Source organism: Pedobacter albus (assembly GCF_036324255.1).
Taxonomy (GTDB): domain Bacteria; phylum Bacteroidota; class Bacteroidia; order Sphingobacteriales; family Sphingobacteriaceae; genus Pedobacter; species Pedobacter albus.
On the sequence record NZ_JAZDQT010000003.1, the window covers coordinates 368,644 to 389,312 of the forward strand.

Consider the following 20,669-nt stretch of genomic DNA (forward strand, 5'->3'; position numbering starts at 1 on the left):
CCAGTCATCCGCCTTCGGCCTTCTACCTTTCGTCTTTAAGCCCAAGTCTCATTTGGGCATGGTAATTGCATAAGCTTCTAAAACGATTTTATAGGCTTCATATTGTGTAAATTAATTGCAGCGATGCCTAAAGTCTTTTTTTGGTTTTAAAGCTAAACATTCACCTAGACTATTAACATCTATGCTTGCAAGGGTCTTGTCCTATTTTGGAATATTCCTGTTAACCCTATTGTCTTTATTGCCGTTATCTGTACTTTATATCATTGCGTGGATATTTTATTTCTTCGTTTACGCTGTTTTCGGCTATCGGAAAAAGATAGTCCGGGCAAATTTGCGCAAGGTTTTTCCTGAAAAGAGCGAGGCCGAATTGTTGTGTATCGAGAAGAAGTACTATGCCTATCTTACGGCACTGGTGGTAGAAATCATCAAGATGAGGTCTATTTCAAAGGCCGAACTGCAACGACGTTTCCGTTTTAAGAATATCGAGGTGTTGGAAGAATATTTTAAAAAAGGGCAAAGCGTACTGATCTGTTCAGCACATTATGGCAATTGGGAGTGGGGAACCCTATCGTTCGGATTAGCTATTTCAGCCCAAAACTACCCCATTTATAAGCCCTTAAAAGATGTGGTTTTCGATTGTTGGCTACGCAAGGTGCGCAGCAGGTTTGGCAATAAGATGATTGCCATGAATCAAACGCTAAGAGCTTTGCAGGCTAATAAAACAGAAGCTACTGTGTTCTGTTTTGGCAACGACCAGTCGCCCTCTAAAGACGAACTCAACTACTGGACTACCTTTTTGGGCCAACCCAGTGCAGTGCAGCTGGGCATTGAGAAGATTGCCAAAAAAACCAATCGACCGGTATTTTACCTGAAAACCACCGTGCTCAAAAAAGGATATTATGAAGTAGAGTGCGTGCCACTTTGTTTAGACCCGGCTGCGGCTGCCGAATTTGAAATCACCGAGCTGCATGTTCGCCTGCTCGAGAAAATCATTCTTGAAGAACCTGCCTATTGGTTATGGAGCCACCGGCGATGGAAGCATCAAAAGCCCGCGCTTAGTGCTTAGGGGTAGCCTTTAAATCCCCTCAATCTGTAAACCAACAAATACCTGCATAACAATTTGTTCCTGTACAAAGGAATCATAACCGGCGCATCGGCTTTGGTAAACAAGCCTTGGTTAAAACTGAGGCTATTCTGGTCAAAAAGATTAGAAGGAATTACATAATAAGCCGAATCGCCTTTGGCCAATTGCCGTTTGTAGGCATTGTAAAACTGGTATTGGTGCAGGTCGAATAAATTGCCAATAGCCCAGGTGCTTTGCTGGGTTAGCGAGCAGAGATAATAGTCGATATGCGCCGCCGGAAACCATTTGTTGATGATGATGGGCGCTTTGGCCGGCATGTTTTGCAGCGCCACATCTTGCCTATAAAGCGAATCGAATTTCAATCCGGCTTCCTTCCAGCCATATAGATCCAAAGTAATATCGCCTTTGCCACATTGCAAGGGGTTTTGCTGCGGATTAAGGGTGCCGGGATAACAGTTGATCAATACAATGCCTGTAATTGCTACAGCAAAGAAGAAGGCCATGGCCCCCACAATGATTTTGGGTGTGCCTGGAGCATGTGTTTTGGCCAAGTTGGTGGCAGCCACCAGAAGAAGCACACTGTAGGCCGGTCCCGACCAATGGGGCAGGGTTTCCCTAAATAAGGCCAATACCAGCAAAGTAAAAATTAAAGGAAGGGTTGTGCAAAGCAGCAACCACATTTCTTTTTTATCGATGGAGAACCTGCGTTTGTAAAGCTGCCAAATGCTTATCCATGTCAAGCAAAAAACAGCAGGGTTGTTGTAAAATATTTCTCCGAATATTTCTCTGGCGAATGCCAGGTAATTTAATCGGGCATGGGCCAAACTTACCCTGCTACCGTGGTAGGTGTAAGTGATAAATTGATGCTGGATATTCCAGATGAGGATGGGCGAAATCACGATGAGGCTAATCAGCCCCGCTAGGTAGAGCCATCGGTCCTTTAGCCAGTTGCGGTTAACCAACAACGCAAAGAGGCCAACAGCAACCCATAAAAACAGGCCATGTACTTTACACAGGGTACAGATGCCTGCTATTAAGCCAAACCAGCACCATAGTTTAGCCGTAGGCAAGTTGTGCTGGTTAGCTTTGTTGATTTTGAACAATAGCAAAATACCTGCCAGCCAAAAGGGCATTTGCGGACTATCGGGCAAGATGAAAGTGCCGGCAATTAAGCTGCCATAAAAAGAAGCGCTGTAAAGCAGGCTGGCGTACCAACCAGCGCGTTCGTTGTAAAGCGTTTGACCGAGCCGGTAAATGAGTAAAGTGCTGGTTGCCGAGGCAACAATGGCGCCTAGTCTTACAAAAACTTCAGGATGCAACAAGTTGCCAAACGTACTGAGCCAAACTGAGAGGGCCACCATTGGCGGGTGGTCGAAATAATCCCATTGCAGGTGCTGGGCGTAGGTCCAGTAATATACTTCGTCGTTGCCCAATTCTAAAAAAAGAGCAACCAGCAAACGGAAGATGGTAAGCGAGCCCACCAAAATCCATAATTTGTTGGGGTATTGTTTCAATGTTCCTTAAAGGTGATGGTGGCGTTGGCCGTAAAATTCCACACAAATACCACAGCTATGGCCATCAATTTAGCCGGGTAAAACGGAATGTGGAGCTGTTGCAGGCCTAAAATACATAGCGTATTTAAACATAGGCCAATGGTTGCAATAAGTGCAAATCTGATGAACTGTTTAGCGTGGTTTTTGTCTTTGTTCTTAAAAGTCCAGATTTTATTGAGCAAATAGTTGTTAATTACTGCCGTGCCAAATCCAATGGTGTTGGCCAAATACTGGTCGATATGCAATTGGTCTTTTAAGAGGTAGGTCATGACAAAATCTATGGCCAGACCAGAAAATCCCACCAGGCCAAACTTGAAGAACTGTTGGATTTTTTTATTAGCGGTAAGGGTGGTCAATCGTGTTATGTCCATAGCGTAGCAGGTTTGGTAACAGTTTTTTTCTTGAATGATCCGAAAGCCTGCAGGTCAACCACCACATAATAACCCCATAGGCCACAAAGGGTACCTATGGCCGCGCCAACTAAAACGTCGAGCAGAAAATGCTGGGCCAGGTAAATTCTCGAATACCCGACCAAAACGGCAAATAAAAAGCAGGGTACTGCCAAGCGCATTTTTTTGAAAGATAGAACCAGTATGGTGGCCAGGGCAAATGCTGAGGTGGTGTGTCCAGATGGAAAAGAATAAGAACTGTGCAAGGTAATATGATTAACGTAGTGTAGATACTGAAAAGCCGTTTCCTCAAAATAAAGCTTAGGCCTTGGCTGCTGGAAGATCCGTTTGAGAACTTGAGCCAGACAGGCAGAAGTTAAAAAAGCGAACAAAAGCGAGATGGCTTTTTTTCGGTCTGCAAAAAGAAAGAGCAAGGGGATTACCGAGAGGGCAAAAATGCCATCGCCTAAAAAGGTAAATAAAGCAAAGAAGAAGTCTAGCGATGGAGTATGGAAAGCATTGAGCCATACAAAGCAGGTTGTTTTGGTAAACAACAGATGGAGAATAATGCCCACTGCAAGGGTAAGCCATACAAGTGCAAAATAGAGCCGATGTTGTTTGATTTGCCTGAACATAAATGTTTTAGCAAATGTATTTGCCCTTGATGAGTAGAGCGTTAAGGCTGTTTGAATATTGTGTTAACTGTTTTGGGCTGTAGGTCCAGACCGGCCATCGTTGCAGGCCTATGGCAAGTTGTTGGAGTTTGTTATTTTAGCAATTCAAATAACAAGCTTGTGAAAATTATTAAATATAGCCTGCTCACTTTGCTAGGCATTGTGGTGCTTGGCTTGGCCATCCTGTTTATTTGGCAACCGGTACTGTTTAAAGTGTTGCGCTATCGTACACCCGATGCCGAAACCTACAAGATTTTTCCGCAGGCTTATGTGCAACCGAGCGATTCGGCTTTCCATTTCATCAGGCTGGCTAAGCAACGCAACGATTTGGATACGCTCAAGGTTTTTGATGGGCAGCATCACTACCTGCCATTAAAAGATTACCTCAAGGCAGGTCGGGTTAATCTGTTTATGGTCATCAGGAACGACAGTATTTTGTATGAAAAATATGATAAAGGCTATAGCGACAGTACCTTGGTTACTACGTTTTCGGTGGCTAAAAGTATGCTTTCGGTGTTGGTGGGCCAGGCATTGGCCGATGGCAGCATCAAAAGCCTCGACGACCCCATCCTCAACTATATTCCAGAGCTTGGTTCCAATTCGGCTTATAGCACCTTAATCTTGCGCGACCTGTTTACCATGAAATCGGGTTTGGCCTTTCGCGATACCAATGGAGGCATCATCAATGCTTTCTTCTCCGACGAAGCCAAATACTACTACACCGACGATATGAAGCGCGAACTGTTGAAGGTAAAACGGGTGGGCTATCCCGGACAGGCTTGGCAGTATAAAAGCATTGATGCCATTTTGTTGGGTTGGGTAGTTGAAAAGGCTACCAAAAAGAGCTTGGCCCAATACTTTCAGGAACGCTTGTGGCAACGTATCGGTACCCAATACCGGGCCAGCTGGGGCCTCGACCATGTAAACGGACTGACCAATACGGCAAGTCGCTTTCAGGTTACGGCTACTGATTTGGCAAAGGTTGGTCGCTTATACCTGAACGATGGGCAATACAATGGCCAACAAGTGGTTCCTCAACATTGGGTTTTGCAGACCATTAAAATGCAAGACAGCACACCGGTAACCAGTAAGGGCTGGCAAAAAACAACGCAAAATTATTTGTGGTGGCTGCCACAGGAAGGTGTTAACGGCGAATATGCCGCAGAAGGCATGTTGGGTCAGCGCTTGTACGTAGATCCTTTAACCAAAACCATTATTGTGGTGTTTGCCGATAAGGGCGGAGGCGATTATCCCTACCGTAAAGTGAGCCGGTATTTGGCGGGGATGCCTTTTCAATATCCCAAACCATAAGCTGATTGTGGTTAATAATATTGAAGGAATAAGCTGTAAATCAAATCTGAAATATTAAATTCGTAGAAAACTAATCGTATGAAAATCAAAACCTTATTTATTGCTTTTGTCGCCATGCTATCGGTAAACATGGCTTTTGCGCAAAGCACACCTCCTTCGGCCGAAACAGTTTTGAAGGATGCCATTAAAGAGGCCAAAGCTCAAAAGAAAAAAGTGTTTATTCTGTTTCACGCTTCATGGTGTGGCTGGTGCCACAAAATGGACGATAGCATGAACGATCCGGCAGTGAAGGCCTACTTCGACAAGAGTTTTGTGGTTAAGCACCTAACAGTTATGGAAAATAATGCGGAGTTAAAGAAAACCGAAAACCCGGGTGCAGATGCCATGCTTAAACAATACAACAGCGATGGTTTTGGTATTCCGGTTTGGTTTATCTTCGATACGAATGGCAAGTTGTTAGTCGATTCGCATTTGAGGCCTGAAGGTGTGGGTATGGAAGTGAGAGGAAAAAACATCATCGGTTGCCCTGCCGCTAAAGAAGAAGTAGATTCCTTTGTAAAATCATTGAAGCTAACTACTAAACTAACAGATGATGAATTAGCCAAAATAGCCGCTCGTTTCAGAAAGAACGATCCGAAGTATAAAGGCGAATAATTTTAAAAGATGCTTAGCTACACCGCTAGGCATCTTTTCTTTTAGGCATGTTGCTCTTGGTGCACCCCTTCTGCAAACTATCTTTTTAGAAGGCGATCTTTTCTAATTCACGGCTTTAATCGTTGGTGCGGCGGTGCTTGATGTAGTAGAAAGCTAAGTTAAGTGCGATCAGAAAATGGTTGAACAGATTCGGGATGAAGCCATAATATTTGCTCAAAATCCTGAAGCGTTCCTTGAGGCTTTCGAGGTGTTTTTGCTTAGACATGCCACCCACCAGGTATTTGGCTACATACAAATGTGTATTCACAATATTTGATGATTTTTTGGCCGCCTTTAAAATCCAATCGATATCAGCGCTGTATTTGTACTGCAAATCATAAGGTTCGGTAAGGCTGCGCTTAATGTAGATGGCCTGGTGGCTCACGTTCATGCCGTATTTGAAGCTGTGCCAATCGAACTTTTCGGGCGCTTCGTGGCGGCGCTGACCCAAGCTATGCCAATCGGCATCGTACATTTCGGTTTCGCCGTAATAAATATCGCCCGATGGAGCCGAGGCAAAGACTTCTTCTACCGTTTCGGGGGCGTAAATTTCATCGCCCGAGTTCATAAAAAGCACATAATCGCCAGTGGCCAGCGCCAGTCCCTTGTTCATGGCATCGTAAATGCCCTTATCGTTTTCCGAAACAAATTTGGCCAAGCGGTCTTTGTATTTGCCAATCAGTTCAGTGGTGCCATCGCTCGAATTGCCGTCTATTACAATATATTCAATGTTTTGATAAGTTTGGTTAAGCACCGAAAGCATGGTGCGCTCAATGGCGGCAACATTGTTGTAAACGATAGTAATGACGCTGAGTTTGGGATGCATGGCTGGTTGGTTATTGGGGTAGGGCGCTGATGAGTTTATGATACAATTCTTCGTGTTGGCTGGCAATTACCGGAGGTGCAAAATAGGTCAGTATGCTTCTTCTGGCTTCTTTTTGTACTTCTTCGGGCTGTTCGTGCAAAAATAGCCATTCTATGCCGTCGGCCAGGTCGCTTGCCGATTGGTAATCGGCCAAATAGCCATTCTGCAAGTGCTTAACCATATCCGGAATGCCGCCCGTTTTAAAGGCAATCACCGGTGTGGCACAAGCCAGGCTTTCCATGACGGTATTGGGCAAATTATCTTCCAACGATGGCGTAATAAAGGCATCGGCGGCCGAGTAGCATTTAGCCAGGTGGTCGTCTTTGCCAATGGTGCCCAAAAAGGTCGTTTTAAAAGGAAATTCGGGCAGGTTTTTCTCGTCTTTGTTGCCAAAAATAACCAACTCTATTTTTTCTTTGGGTACCTCGGGCCTCGCGGCCAATTCGTTAAGCGCATCCAGCAAATATTGCGTGCCTTTGTGCTTGTCGTTTTTGGAGGGCATAAAACCACTCATGATCACAAACTGATCGGGTTTTATTTTGAGAACCTTCTTGGCCTCGGCTTTTACATAGGGCTTAAAAATATCCGTTTCTATGGTATTCGGAATAACCGAAGTTGGCCTTAAACCGAGCAGGCTGCTTTGCTTGACCGAGTTGGCCATCCAATGGCTGGGGGCAACTACATGAAAATTAAGCTCAGAATAAGCCTTTTGCTTGCGCAGCCAGGTTTTGTGCGAAATATCCTTAGGGCCGCTTAAACTCAAAATAGGGCAGTTGCCACATTGCCTATGGAAATGCTCGCAGCTGTAGCGCACATGGCAGCCACCCGTAAAGGCGTTGCTGTCGTGGAAAGTCCATACAATGGGTTTTTCCAGCTCGTCTAATTCGGCCAGCATTTTTGGCGACAAAAAGCCATGGTTTACCCAGTGTAGGTGGATGATGTCGGCAGCCTTCAGGTCGGGATGGTTTTTGATCGATTTGCCAAACCATTGTAGCGAGAATGGCGTTTTAACGGCTTTGGTCAGGAATTTGGCCAGGTAACGTTCGGCCATGATATTGAAAACGGCATGCAGCTTGGCAAAAATGCCTTTGCTAAACGTGTCGATGGCTGGGTTTTGCCCAAACTTGTAATACACGATTACCTTCGAGCTGATGCCATTTGCGTTAAGCGCATTGCTCAGCCGCAAGCAGGCCCTTCCGGCGCCTCCATTTCCGTCGTAGGTATTTAAGTGTACTACTTTCAAATCAATCAAAAATACATTTTATTGTTTAGGATTGTAAAATAGTTGCGTATTTTCAACCCTTAAAGCCAATAAACAAAATGATGAAGAAGAATATGTTCGGCGCAATGGCATTTTTGCTGTTGCTGTTTCCAGGTTTTGCCAAAGCACAAGACCAAACTTATTTTGCTGCTTATCCCTCATTAACGCCCGATGCACAAAGTATCGTATTCAGTTACGACGGCGATATTTGGAAAGTGGCCGTAAAAGGAGGCCTAGCTTCGCGCATAACGGCTATGCCTGGCGAGGAAATCAACGCCCGCGTTTCGCCCGATGGCAAATGGCTGGCTTTCTCGTCTAACCAGTTTGGCAATTACGATGTTTACCTGATGCCGATGGCCGGTGGCGAAATCAAGCAGCTGACCTTTAACGATGCCGCCGACGAGGTGGATGGCTGGAGCTGGGATTCGAAAACCATTTATTTTACCTCGGGCAGGTACAATTCTTATTCGAGCTACAAAGTGGGCATCAACGGCGGAACCGCTGTTCGTTTGTTCGACAATTATTTCAATACTACGCATAATATTGCCGAAGCGCCAAACGGCGAACTTTTCTTTAACGATACCTGGGAGAGCAAGAACTTCGCCAACCGCAAGCATTACAAAGGGGCATTTAACCCCGATATCCAGTCGTACAACCCTAAAACCAAGGCCTATAAACGCTACACCGATTACATTGGCAAGGATTTTTGGGCCAGCGTAGATCAAAAAGGCAATGTGTTTTTTGCTTCAGACGAGGGCAACGAAGAGTACAACCTCTACACCTTCGTAAACGGCAAAAAAACGGCGCTTACCCGCTTCGAAACTTCTATCAAACGTCCGTTTGTGGCTGCCAATGGTACAACGGTGGTTTTTGAGAAAGACTACCAGCTGTATGTGTACGATGTAGCCAGCAAAAAAACCGAGAAGGTAAACATTGCTTCAACGCGTAACCAAGTGCTGAGCAAAGAACAGGAATACGACGTTCGCGGAAATATTTCGGCTTTTGATGCCTCGCCCGATGGCAAAAAGTTTGTGTTTATATCGAGGGGCGAAATCTTTGTGAGCGATATCGATGGCAAATTCATCAGAAAAATAAGCAACAGTGGCGAACGCGCACTGGAAGTGAAATGGCTGGCCGACAACAAAACCATTTTGTTTAACCAAACTTTTAACGGTTACCAAAACTGGTACACCATAACCGGCGATGGCAAAGGAACAGCCAAACAGCTAACCAAAGACAAAGCCAACAACCGCGACATTACCTTTAACAAAACCAAAACCCTGGCGGTTTACCTCAGCGGACGCAACGAGCTGCGCCTGCTCGACCTTAAAACCTTTGAAAGCAAAACCATCGTAAAAGACGAGTTTTGGGCCATTCAAAATGCCTCGCCAAGTTTCTCGCCCAACGATCAATATGTGTTGTTTACGGCTTTCCGCAACTTTGAGCAAGACATTTTGGTACACGATATCAAACAAGATAAAACCATTAACCTAACCAATACGGGGGTGACGGAAACAAACCCGGTATGGTCGCCAGATGGCAAATACATTTACTTCATCAGTTCGCGTACCAAGCCTTCGTACCCAACCGGTCTTGTCGATCCGCATGTGTACCGCATGGCGCTGAACAATTACGACACGCCTTTCCGCTCGGATAAGTTCGACGAGCTTTTTAAGGAAGACAAACCTGCCGAGCCTAAAGAAGTAAAGCCTGCAGCACCTGCCCAAAAGAACGAAAAGGCCAGCGATACGGCTAAAAAGAAAGCCGAAACCAAGCCAACGCCAAAGGCACCTGCACTAATAACCATCAATACGCAACGCATATTGGACCGCATTGAACAGGTTAGCCCTAATTTTGGCAGCCAATACCTGATTGACGTTTTTGCCAAAGGCGACAAGACTTTTGTGTACTATAGCACCAACCAAGATGGTGGCGCTCCGTCGGTATATCGTACTGTGTTGGAGCCTTTTGAGAACAACAAAAACGAAAAGGTAAGCGACGGTGGCGATTTTAACCTGATAGAAAACGGCGGCAAGTTTTATGTGTTGAGCCGTGGTGTCATCAATAAATATAATCCGGATGCCAACAAACTAGACAAGGTAGACCACGGCTATAAATTCAGCAGAAACCTGAATGCCGAGTTTAACCAGATGTTTTATGAAACCTGGGTAGGCCTCGACGAAAACTTTTACGATGAGAATTTCCATGGCGTGGATTGGGAAAAAATGAAAACCCGTTACGCTGCTTACCTGCCTTATGTAAATAACCGTACCGATTTGAGGATTTTGCTGAACGATATGCTGGGCGAACTCAACTCGTCGCACATGGGCTTTAACAGCTTTGGCGCAGAAGAACGCAAGAACCTGAATTACATCACCAACGAAACGGGTATTTTATTCGATAATGAAAAGCCTTATCAAGTAGCCCGTGTGGTGGCTAAAAGCAATGCCTTTTTAGCCGGAGAGAACATTCAAAAAGGAGATGTACTGGTAGAAGTGAATGGTGTTAAGGTTGACGAAAAAATGGACCGCGACTATTATTTCAGCAAGCCGTCGTTAGACCGCGAAATGAGTTTGGGCTTGATGCGCAACGGCAAAAAAATCTATGTAAACGTGCATCCGCAAAGTGCTGGCGCTTTAAGAACCAACCTGTACGACGAGTGGATTGCCCAAAACAGAGATAATGTGGCTAAATGGGGCAATAACCGTATCGCTTATTCGTATATGAAAAACATGAGCGGTGGCGAGTTAGAACGCTTTCTGCTCGATATGGTAGAACAAGAAAACAACAAAGACGCCATTATTTTGGATTTGCGCTACAATACGGGTGGCAATGTGCACGACGAGGTATTGCGTTTCCTTTCGCAAAGGCCATACCTGCAATGGAAATACCGCGGAGGCAAAATGTCGCCTCAAAGCAACTTTGCGCCAGCCGTGAAACCTATTGTGCTCTTGATTAACGAACAATCGTTGAGCGATGCCGAAATGACCGGTGCCGGATTTAAGGAATTGAAACTGGGCAAGATCATTGGTACGGAAAGCTACCGCTGGATTATTTTTACTTCAGCCAAAGGCTTGGTTGATGGTTCGTCGTATCGTTTGCCATCGTGGGGCTGCTATACCATGGACGGCAAGAACATTGAAAAGGAAGGCGTAAAACCTGATATTTATGTGAAAAATACCTTCGAAGACCGCCTGCAGAACAAAGATCCGCAACTGGAAAAAGCCGTAGCCGAGATTATGAAGGATCTAAAGTAGCAATTTAACAATACTTACAATTAAACAAGCCTTCAGGCAAACAATTTAACAATACAACAATAGTAGTAACAATAGCACAAAGGAATAATGTCGAATTTATTAACCGATAGGGATTTTTGGGTAAAGTACTGGGAGAGCAAAACTGATTTATCGGTGGTTATTCCTGAAAACTATCTTTTTCATCGCCAACTGGCCGAACTCAGCGAAAAAAATAAGGTTAAAACCGCGATTGAGCTGGGTGGATTTCCGGGCTATTATGCCGTTTTTTTAAGAAAATACCTCAAATTGGAGGCTACCTTGCTCGATTATTTTGTGCATCCGCCAATTACCGAACAACTGCTCCAAGTAAACGGGCTCGAAAAAAACGATATCCATATCATCGAAACGGATCTGTTCAGCTATGTGCCCGAAAAGCAATATGATTTGGTGCTGAGCTGCGGTTTGATAGAGCATTTTAACGATACAGCCGATATCATTAACCGACACATTGCCTTTGTAAAACCAGGCGGAAGCCTATTCATTACCCTGCCTAATTTTAAGGCATTGAACGGCTGGTTCCAAAAGAACTTCGACAAGGCCAATTACGATAAGCACAACATCGATTGCATGGATCCGGCATTGCTGGCCCAAATTTGCAAGGATGCAGGTTTAGAAGTACTGCAGTCGCGTTATTTTGGCCGGTTTAGCGTATGGCTGGAAAACGAGAAAGAAAAATCGGCTGGCGTAAGGTTGTTTAAAAAAGCAATCTGGCTAGGCGGAAAGGTATTCAGTAAGATCTTTCCTTTCGATTCGAAACAGTTGTCGCCCTATATTATCCTGGAAGCAAAAAAATCGACCCTGTAACGTAGGCCGATAATATCTGATTAAAAATCAAAAACTTTGCCCATCTTAACGGAGTGTGCTAGAAAGATGGGCAAAGCTATTTTTAGCCTATTTACTGTTCTTGGCAATCATGTATCTCGCTAGCATGATATTTTGTTGGGGCTTTGTTTTAGCCAGGTAATCGTTAAAATAGTCGGTGGTCATTAAATCTACCTGTTGTGCGTAGGTTCTGTTTTCCTTCGCCTTGCCATATAATCGGCTCACCGTAACCTGCTTAAAATCGTTGGCCTGGTAATTGGCTAATTCGGTATTGGCCACTTTTTTATCATTGATCCATACGCCATATTCATTGGCATTTTTAAAAGCTTCAAATTGTGTCGCCGATGGAGTTTTTTGCTGTAATCTTCTTTGTCGAATAAAGATAATCTTTACTTCTCTTTGCTGGGCAACCGACATTCGGGTATAAATGGATTCTAGTAATTGTTTTTCTTCGGCTGTAACCTTTTGAAGTTGGATTGATTTGTTGGCGGTATACTTATCCTCGATAGCGCTGTATTGTTTCATTTCCGCTAAAGAAACGCCATCTTTTGTAGAAGTGGTCTGGGTGGTCGATCCGGGTGCTGCTTGCTTGCTGCTGTTGAATTTTACTTGTGCGTCTGTTCTTGTGCTGAACAAAAATAGGGCAAGGCCAAGTGTTGGAATCAATAAAAACTGCTTTCCTAGCACAATTTTTTGGTTAAGGGTCTTGTTCATCATAATTAATCTTTTTTTAATGGTTAGGTAAGTAAATTGACTGGTTAATGTCAATCGATTTTGTTTAGAGATATGCTGCAACAAAATCAGCTGATAGCTTGAAATATCCTGAAAGAGCTCGATTACATTTTCATCGGCTAAATATTCATGGTTGGTTTGAATGGCCTTGCGATAAAAATAGAGCACCGGATTAAACCAAAAGAAAATACGCAGGAATTCGACAAGCAGCACATCAATAGAATGCTTTTGCCGAACGTGAGCCAACTCGTGTTGCAGGATTTCCTCGGCGATCTGTTGCTGCTCATAATCGCTTTGGTTGACAAAAATATACGACATAAAGCTGTATGGCACAGTAATTTTTTCGTCGAGGATGATCTTGGTGCCATGCCAGGTTGTCTTTTTGCTCCTTTTTATCTGTAGCCAAAGGCGATAAATGTTGCGGCCAAATCTGAAAAGCAATAAGATGGTAATCCCTGCGTAGCCAGCGGCCAAAAGATAAGGCCAATTGTTGCTTGGCTGTTGCACAAAGGAAGCTTGGCCGATGGGTGCTGCCGTATCGAATGGGCTATTGTAATTGTTTAAATAGGTCGATGTTTCATGCAGCAAAGCTGTAGAAGACTGACTGATGCTGATTAGCGGGATGACCAAAGCTAAAGTTAGGCTGGCCAACAAATAAAATCTCTTAAAGCGGTGTATCTTCTCTTTTTCCAGCAGGAAAAGATAAGCGATGAAAAATAGTATCGAACATAGGATGAATTTTGCCAAATACGTGATCATGATTCTCCTTTCTTGATTTGGGCCTCTACAATTTTCTTAAGTTCTTCCAGTTCGTTCTGGCTTAACTTCGTATTTGTGGCAAAGAAGGAAGCAAACTGTAAGGCAGAATTGTCGAAATAATCCTTGATCATTCCGTTTACATGCTTGGAGAAGTAGTCGCTTTTTTTGATCAGTGGGAAATAAGCCCTCGAATTGCCGTAAAGTTGATAGCCGACAAACTTTTTTACCTGCATTCTTTTCAGTAAAGTAGCAATGGTGGTCGTTGCAGGCTTCGGATCGGGGTAGGTTTCTATAATTTCCTTCATGAAAATTTCGCCTTTTTTCCAAATGATTTCCATTAATTGTTCTTCGGTTTTCGATAAGCTCATGTCTACGTATTTAGAGTTAACTCTACAAATGTAGAATAAATTCTGAAATTGCAAATGTTTCCTGAAATATTTTATTCCAGCTAGTCTAGCAAACGGTTAAAAAAGAAACAGGCCAATCGATAAAGATTGGCCTGTTGTTAGGGCTAGGCTTATGTATTTACAGGTTTGCCTTTTTGTATAGTCCGATTTCGCTAAGCGTTAAACATACCGGCGATTGGGTAATGTTGATGCGTACTTTGCTTGCCGTAACGGGTTCAGGCAATTTGATAAGTCTTTTGGCCCCAATGCTCGTTCCATCATAAACTTTCTCCCAAGTATTGTTTTTTAAGACTTCAATGTTGTAGCCTTCTATTCTTTGGCCCAAGGGAATAAACTCCTGCAGACTAATGATATCGAATGTTTGAGGGGCTTTTAAGCTGATTTCTAAACTGGCTTGGTGCACATTATCGGCAGTTGCCCAAAAAGTTTGCTTATTGCCATCTAAAAGCGTGGCTGGGCCGTGGGTTTTATCTCTGGTATTGCTCGATTTGATGCTGGCGCCTTTGGCCAGGTTTTGGGCAAAAGTCTGTTTAACCATCTGTCCGAAGGTTTGCAGGGCGGCCACATCGTCGTCGTGCAAGAGGCCTCTGGTATCGGGTGCCAAACCTAAATCTAAGGCTGCGCCATGGCCAACGCTTTTCAAATAAAGATCGAATAGGGTTTCGGGCGTTTTAGGTTTTTGCTTGGCATGAAAAAACCAGCCGCTTCGCAAAGGCACATCGCATTCGGCAGGCATCCAGAATTTTCCGTTCCTAATTCCGGCCGGACTTTCTGGATAGTTGGCCTGTCCCGGAACGGCCACGTTTTTGCCTTGTGGAGGCATGGGTGTAAAAGTGGCCCAGCTGGTTTCAGCTGCATGTCCCTCTTCGTTGCCCACCCATCTTACATCAAGGCCTACATCGCTAAATATATTGGCCATGGGTTGCATTTTACGGGTAATGGCCCAGGTATTTTTCCAGTCGTAGTATACGGTGTTATCAATGCTTCTTTTCTCGCGGGCACCGCCATAATAACCATCGCCACCGTTGGCGCCATCGTGCCAGCTCATAAACAGCTGACCGTAATTGCTGTACAGTTCTTTAAGCTGCGCCTGGTAAATGGCCAGGTAGTTCGGTGTGCCGTATTGTGGGTTGTTTCTGTCCCATGGCGAACAATACACGCCGAATTTGAGGCCGTATTTTTGCGCGGCGAGCTGTACTTCCTTCACCAAATCGCCTTTGCCGTTTCTGAACGGACTTTTAGAAATGTTGTAGGACGTGGTTTTGGTTGGCCACAAGGCAAAGCCATCGTGATGTTTGGCCACGAGGATGATGCCCCTTAAACCGCCGGCCTTAGCTGCTTTTACAATCTGTTCGGCATCAAAATTAGTCGGATTGAAAATTTTCGGATCGGCATCGCCATAACCCCATTCCTTGTCTTCGAAGGTGGTTGGTGTAAAATGGATAAGGCCGTAAACTTCTACATCGTGCCAGGCCAATTGTCTTTTAGACGGTGTGGCACCATAAGGCTTGATGGGTTTTTGGGCATAAGCAAAGCTGCACACGAAAAGGCAGCAAATCAGTATTTTGTTCATGGGAATAGATTTGGTAGCTATTCAAACTTAACCCTAATTTTTGGATGGCCATTAAACTATATTGGCTTTTCATCAAAGGATATTGGAAAAAGCATGCACTTCCAAAACTACTCCAGCGTTGCTTATGAATTCAGTTTCTCTTTTATAAAACGCTTGATCCTTGCCCACAAACTGCCTTTGCGATTGGCCAGGAAGTGTTTAATGGCCTGATAAGCCTGCTCGTTTTCGGCAATGAGGGTTGGAAACTGCTTAATGGGTTTGGGGTTGATGATAACGTTGTAAATATCGCTCAGTCCCGAATGGATGCCGCTGCCATCGTGGCCAATATTGTTGACCAACGATTGCGAAGGGTTTAAGGTCAATCCGCCTCTTAAAAAAATAGAAGCATACCAACGGATAGCCCAGGAGTTGTTTTTGCCGTTCTTGAAATCCTGCATTTGTTTCCAGAAATTCATGGTGTTTTCGATGGCAAAGGCGTGTTTCTTTTTGGAGTCGAATTGCGCCAGCAAAGTATCAATGTTGGGTTCGAAATGTTGCCAAGCCCTTGCCCAGGTAGCCCAGCCCCAGCTGGTGGCCGCCCTGTAAAAGAAGCTTTCGGGCAGGCTTTCGTCCTTAAGCGCATACATGTAGGCCCCAATGTGCATTACTTTCTCTTCGTCGCGATAACGGTTTAGCGCCTCGTTAAAATAGGTGAGGGTATAGGGCGATGAAATCAGGTCGTCTTCGAAAACAATGGCCTGTCCGTAGGTTTGGGTAAGCCGACTAACACCCGCAATAACCGAATTGGCCAGTCCCATATTGGTTGGACTTTCAATAATTTCGACAGTTTTAAAGCCCTCTACCTTTTTGATGAACTCCCTTACCTCTTTCACCTTGTCTTCGTCGGCTGCGGTTTTGGGCCCATCCGAAAAGATAAAAAGCCTACTTTCCGATGCCAATTCGTTCTGTTGCAAAAACTTTAGGGTCCGCTCGGTATGCTTGGGACGGTTGTATACAAAAAGGGCTATAGGCGCAAAGTGCTGCATTAAATGGGGTTGTTAAGTAGCCACAAAGATAGGAGATGAATCCTTTGCTTGGATAAGTTGTTTGATTCTACCTGATAATTGTAACGCTGCCGGTATAGATAGTCGATTTTTTGTCGTTGAGCGCAATGGCGTAATAATATACCCCCACTGGCAAGGGTTTGTTTTTGTGCTTGCCATCCCAGCCTCCAGCATAATTGAAAGCCTGATAAACCATAGTGCCATTCCTGTTGTAAACCGTCAACTTGGAGCCTAAGTGGCTGTCAAGGTTCTTGATTTCCCAGGTATCGTTAACGCCATCCAAATTGGGCGAGAAGGCGTTGGGTATTTGGATTTCTTTGACCACCCTAACCGTTACCGAAATGGTTTTGATACAAGCATCGCCGTAATTAACCTGTAGCGTATAGGTGGTGGTTTCGGTAGGGCTGGCATTTGGACTGAGCACATCGCTTTGATCGAGACCAGTTTGAGGGCTCCATACAAAAGTGTAGGGAATATTACTGCTTAAATTGGCACTTACGCCAAGATTAATGGTTTTGCCTAAATCAACAAACTGCTGGCTTGGCGCCTGTAAAATCAAGGCTGGATAAGACATGAGTGTGAGCTCCGAACTGCTGGAGGTTTGGCAATCCGGATTATCAATGGTCCACCTTAATTTAACCGGTTGGCCTTGCGGCAAATTGTTGATGGTAGCCTTCGGGTTATTTACATTTTGAGCCGTAAATGGCTGATAGCCGATTGGAGAAACAACCTGCCAACTTCCGGTTTCATTGGGCAAAACAGGGTTGGAATCGAGCGTTACCCTGCTCACGTTGCAATAGCTTGCATCTGGCCCTGCATTGGCAATGGTTGCCACAGGATACACCTCTATCTTTAAAATATTGCTCAAACTTGTACAATTAGTGGCTTTTGTGGTTCTCCTAAAATAAGTGGTTTGAGAAAGCGAGTTAACGGTCAGGTCTTTCGAGCTGCCTGCTATGGCCTGCCATGAAGCGCCATCAATGCTTTGCTCCCAACTGAAACTAATCGTAGCATTTGAGGCACCGCTTGGGTTGTTGCCTGTTAGTTGCAAATTGTTTACCGTACCGCTGCAAAAAACTGTAGCGCTTGCGCCAATCAGGTTATTGAAAGTAGTTGACGCAACAGCAACCTCATATTTCGAGTCGTAATAAATCATGTTGCCAACGGTTACCTTTCTTCTGTAATCAAATTGAATTGTACTGTTTCCAGTGTTTTGATCGGCAGTTAGGCTGAGGTTTTGTTGGCTTTCGCCAGGTAAATCGGTCCAATTGCCATTCACCAGTTTTTGCCATTGAAAAATAGGTTGAATATCATTATTGGTATCGCCAGTTAGCGTGAAGGTATTTTCGGAGCACACATCCAATTGGGTTGTCTTGTCTACAATAATCCTCGTACTGGCTACAACAGTACAGTTTTGGCCATAACTTATGGTCAGCGTATAAAGAGTGGTTTGTAAAGGGCTTGCCGTAGGATTTAACTTGCTGTCGTCGTCAAGTCCGGTTGAGGGGCTCCATTTAAAGGTATAAGCGGTGTTGGGGTCGGGTGTAAAGGATGCAGGGATCACCATGCTTTGCCCTTGGTTAATAGTGGTGCTTGCCGGTATAGCAACAATCGGTTTGGCGTAGTTATAGAGTTTGAGTTCGGCATAGGAAGTACTGCCGCAGCCCTGCAGTTGTTTGATGGTCCACCTCAGGATGATTTCCTGGTTCTGGGGGATGTTAGTAATAGTGGCTTTAGGGTCGTTGAGGTTGGCTGCCGTAAAAGGATTGTAGCCCACAGGACTCATCACCTGCCAAGTACCTGTTTCATTGGCAGCAGGCAAGTTTGCACCCAAGGTCAGCGTTGAGGTTTCGCAAAGCTGGATGTCGGCGCCTGCATGAGCCGAGGTAACCGCTGGGTATACTTCTATTTTCAAGACATTGCTCCATACGCTACACGTATTCGATTTGGTGATTCGCCTAAAGTAAGTGGTTTGGGTAAATGGCTGTGGCGAAAAGTCTTCGGTATTCGAATTACTGATGTCGGTCCAGTCTGTTTGATTGCTGCTCTGTTGCCACACAAAAACCGAAGCGATAGAGTTTGCTCCATTCGGTGCAGTGCCATCTAAAGTTAGGGTAGCAGTTCCGTTGCAGAAAACAGTCTGTGTGGTGCTAATGAGGTTATTGGTGGTAACAGCATGAAGGGTCAAGGTATATTCAGAATCATAGGTGTCGTTGCCACTAGCACTTACTTTTCGCCTTAATTCAATGATCAAGTCGCCATTGCCATTGTTGGCCGGGCTCTGGAAAATATAATCTGATTGGTTCGAAGTGTTAGGCGCGTTGATCCAATCCCCATTGCTATCTTTGATTTGCCATTGAAAGGTGGCATTCGATGGTGCTCCGGGTTCGCCATTTAAACTAACGGTTTCTTCAGAGCAGGCTTCCCGTTTCCCTGATTCCGCTACGGTTACTTCAACCGTCCAAATATAATTTACACAGTTAGACGAGATGATGTAAGGCTTGGGATTGGTAAAATCAAGCTCCGTATCAGAAAGTGGGGTAAGCACACCAATGTCGGTTTGCACAGTAGGCCTTAATTTGGTGACATCGGTGCCTTCTTTCACCTTTATTTTTATTCTCTTGTTTACGTTGTCGATTACTGCAGGTTCACTCTGCTCGGCTAGTGCAAAGGAAATGATCAAAGGATCGCCTGTGAGCTTAACTTGGTTGAATTTGGAGATATAGCCATCCGAACTAAAATTCTTGGCGGTTAAGTTCAGTTCGCAGGTGGACGGATTAAAATCAACCGTGCTGCAAAAGGCGCCACCTAACAGTACATTTTTTTTAGAATCGACAGCTATTTTATGGCCATAGTTTCCTACGCAGCTGCTGCCAAAGTTAAATGCCCAGAGGTAATCGCCTGTGCCACTAAATTTTCCGAAAAAGGTATCGCGGTTGCCATGATAGGTAATGGTTTTGCTGTTGGTGCCATCGGAAAAGGTAAGCGATTGATCAAAAAAGCCACCGATGTAAACACTGTTCTCCACATCGGCCGTAATATAGTAGCTATACGGATTTGAGGCATTGCCTTGGATGTTTCTGGCCCAAACTACTCTGCCGTTGCTGTTGTATTGGGTAACAAAGAGGTTTTTGGCGCCAACAGCGGTAAGCGATTGCATGTTCGTGGCCGATTTGAAGTCGATCTGACCCGAATAGACCCCAGTTAAAAACACATCGTTTGTTGGACCAACTGCAATAGATGAAACCGTTTGCGAGCCTGATGCTTCGATTTCATTGGCCCAAACCAAATCGCCATTTGTACTGTACTTGCCAATAAAATAGGTAGGTACAGATTTGGAGAGGTTATAGGCCGGTCCCTTAGGGTTGAGGTTTACGCCCCCAACAAAGTAGCCCATCACTAAAATATCATTATTCGAATCGGTTTTTACGCTCTTGATTTCATCGTCGCTAAAACTGCCGATGGCATAAGCCCATAAAGTATTGCCATTGGGGTCGTATTTAACCATAAAGCCATCTAAACCGCCCTTATTGGTCAGGGTAAAACTTCCAGAAGTTATGCTTGCAGAGCCGTATGCGCCTACAAAAATCACATTGCCGTTGTTGTCGGTAGTGACCACGTGGCCTCGTTCGGTGCCGAAACCTCCCAAACCCTTAGCCCATAAAAAATTTCCATTGGCATCGAGCTTCACAATCAAGGCGTCATCGCCACCTGCGCTGCTTACATTGAAAATACCGGGTCCTGGATCGCAATCGATAATGCCCGACCCAAATGAAGCGCCCAGGATTACATTGCCACTAATGTCGACGGTAAGATTGTTCACTTGGTCCAGGCCTGATCCGCCAATGGATCTTGCCCAAAGCAGTTTGCCATCAGCCGTGTATTTGGCGATAAATATATCGTAGTTACCATTAGAATTCAGGTCTACCGCTGGCGATACGCCTGAATGATCGACGGTGACCTTGCCTTGAAAGTTCCCAGCCACGTAAACATTGTCGAACTTATCAACGGCTATACCCGTCAGTTTGCTCTCTCCTGTGCCTCCAATGTCTTTTACCCAATCGGGTATAGGCTGTTGTTGCGCAAGTGCGGTACTAGAAAAGAGGCCGAAAAGCAATAAAAAGAATAACCGAGGGAAGAGCTTGCTGACGAACATTAATTTAATACGGATGTGAATCAACAGTAAATGTAAAAGAAATATTCAAGT

Annotated in this window: 15 protein-coding genes; 5 read left to right on the plus strand and 10 right to left on the minus strand. The window is 44.7% G+C overall.

The window, feature by feature from the left end; genetic code table 11:
• Nucleotides 1–181 precede the first annotated feature (181 nt).
• Complete coding sequence (locus VRU48_RS16835) at nt 182–1,066, plus strand: lysophospholipid acyltransferase family protein (RefSeq protein WP_330109083.1); 885 nt, start codon at nt 182–184, stop codon at nt 1,064–1,066.
• Here the strand turns inward: VRU48_RS16835 and VRU48_RS16840 are convergent.
• From VRU48_RS16840 to VRU48_RS16850, 3 genes are read right to left on the minus strand one after another with little or no spacing between them, the layout of a single operon-like run.
• On the minus strand, nt 1,063–2,598 hold the full coding sequence (locus tag VRU48_RS16840; protein WP_330109084.1) for an ArnT family glycosyltransferase: 1,536 nt from the start codon (nt 2,596–2,598) through the stop codon (nt 1,063–1,065). The genes VRU48_RS16835 and VRU48_RS16840 overlap by 4 nt on opposite strands.
• On the minus strand, nt 2,595–3,008 hold the full coding sequence (locus VRU48_RS16845) for a GtrA family protein (protein ID WP_330109085.1): 414 nt from the start codon (nt 3,006–3,008) through the stop codon (nt 2,595–2,597). The genes VRU48_RS16840 and VRU48_RS16845 overlap by 4 nt, the downstream gene beginning before the upstream one ends.
• Nucleotides 2,999–3,661 carry a phosphatase PAP2 family protein gene (locus VRU48_RS16850; RefSeq protein WP_330109086.1) on the minus strand — a complete coding sequence of 221 codons (663 nt, stop codon included), beginning with the start codon at nt 3,659–3,661 and terminating at the stop codon, nt 2,999–3,001. The genes VRU48_RS16845 and VRU48_RS16850 overlap by 10 nt, the downstream gene beginning before the upstream one ends.
• 159 nt (nt 3,662–3,820) lie before the next feature.
• Here VRU48_RS16850 and VRU48_RS16855 point away from each other — a divergent pair, with 159 nt between their 5' ends.
• Together VRU48_RS16855 and VRU48_RS16860 are read left to right on the plus strand one after the other, a co-directional pair.
• On the plus strand, nt 3,821–5,011 hold the full coding sequence (locus VRU48_RS16855) for a serine hydrolase domain-containing protein (protein ID WP_330109087.1): 1,191 nt from the start codon (nt 3,821–3,823) through the stop codon (nt 5,009–5,011).
• A 78-nt stretch (nt 5,012–5,089) separates the two neighbouring features.
• The gene (locus tag VRU48_RS16860) at nt 5,090–5,665 is read left to right on the plus strand and encodes a thioredoxin family protein (RefSeq protein WP_330109088.1); all 576 of its coding nucleotides are present in this window, start codon (nt 5,090–5,092) and stop codon (nt 5,663–5,665) included.
• Nucleotides 5,666–5,780: 115 nt separating this feature from the next.
• On the opposite strand, the gene VRU48_RS16865 is transcribed toward VRU48_RS16860, so the two are convergent.
• Nucleotides 5,781–6,530, minus strand: coding sequence for a glycosyltransferase family 2 protein (locus tag VRU48_RS16865; protein ID WP_330109089.1), 750 nt, complete (start codon nt 6,528–6,530; stop codon nt 5,781–5,783).
• Between the two features lie 10 nt (nt 6,531–6,540).
• Nucleotides 6,541–7,821 (minus strand): glycosyltransferase, encoded by a 1,281-nt coding sequence (locus VRU48_RS16870; RefSeq protein ID WP_330109090.1) that lies wholly within the window; start codon nt 7,819–7,821, stop codon nt 6,541–6,543.
• Nucleotides 7,822–7,889: 68 nt separating this feature from the next.
• Between VRU48_RS16870 and VRU48_RS16875 the strand changes: the two genes are divergently transcribed.
• Nucleotides 7,890–11,087 carry a S41 family peptidase gene (locus VRU48_RS16875; protein WP_330109091.1) on the plus strand — a complete coding sequence of 1,066 codons (3,198 nt, stop codon included), beginning with the start codon at nt 7,890–7,892 and terminating at the stop codon, nt 11,085–11,087.
• Nucleotides 11,088–11,174: 87 nt separating this feature from the next.
• The gene (locus tag VRU48_RS16880; protein WP_330109092.1) at nt 11,175–11,930 is read left to right on the plus strand and encodes a class I SAM-dependent methyltransferase; all 756 of its coding nucleotides are present in this window, start codon (nt 11,175–11,177) and stop codon (nt 11,928–11,930) included.
• A gap of 87 nt (nt 11,931–12,017) precedes the next feature.
• Here VRU48_RS16880 and VRU48_RS16885 read toward each other — a convergent pair whose 3' ends face one another.
• From VRU48_RS16885 to VRU48_RS16905, 5 genes are all read right to left on the minus strand, one after another.
• Nucleotides 12,018–13,439 carry a M56 family metallopeptidase gene (locus tag VRU48_RS16885; RefSeq protein ID WP_330109093.1) on the minus strand — a complete coding sequence of 474 codons (1,422 nt, stop codon included), beginning with the start codon at nt 13,437–13,439 and terminating at the stop codon, nt 12,018–12,020.
• Complete coding sequence (locus tag VRU48_RS16890; protein ID WP_330109094.1) at nt 13,436–13,807, minus strand: BlaI/MecI/CopY family transcriptional regulator; 372 nt, start codon at nt 13,805–13,807, stop codon at nt 13,436–13,438. The genes VRU48_RS16885 and VRU48_RS16890 overlap by 4 nt, the downstream gene beginning before the upstream one ends.
• A 157-nt stretch (nt 13,808–13,964) precedes the next feature.
• Entirely contained in the window at nt 13,965–15,419 is a 1,455-nt protein-coding gene (locus VRU48_RS16895) for an alpha-L-fucosidase (RefSeq protein WP_330109095.1), read from the minus strand.
• 122 nt (nt 15,420–15,541) lie between these two features.
• Nucleotides 15,542–16,444: a glycosyltransferase family protein gene (locus VRU48_RS16900; protein ID WP_330109096.1), complete on the minus strand. Its 903-nt coding sequence runs from the start codon at nt 16,442–16,444 to the stop codon at nt 15,542–15,544.
• 67 nt (nt 16,445–16,511) lie between these two features.
• The gene (locus VRU48_RS16905; RefSeq protein ID WP_330109097.1) at nt 16,512–20,618 is read right to left on the minus strand and encodes a DUF8696 domain-containing protein; all 4,107 of its coding nucleotides are present in this window, start codon (nt 20,616–20,618) and stop codon (nt 16,512–16,514) included.
• Nucleotides 20,619–20,669 lie beyond the last annotated feature (51 nt).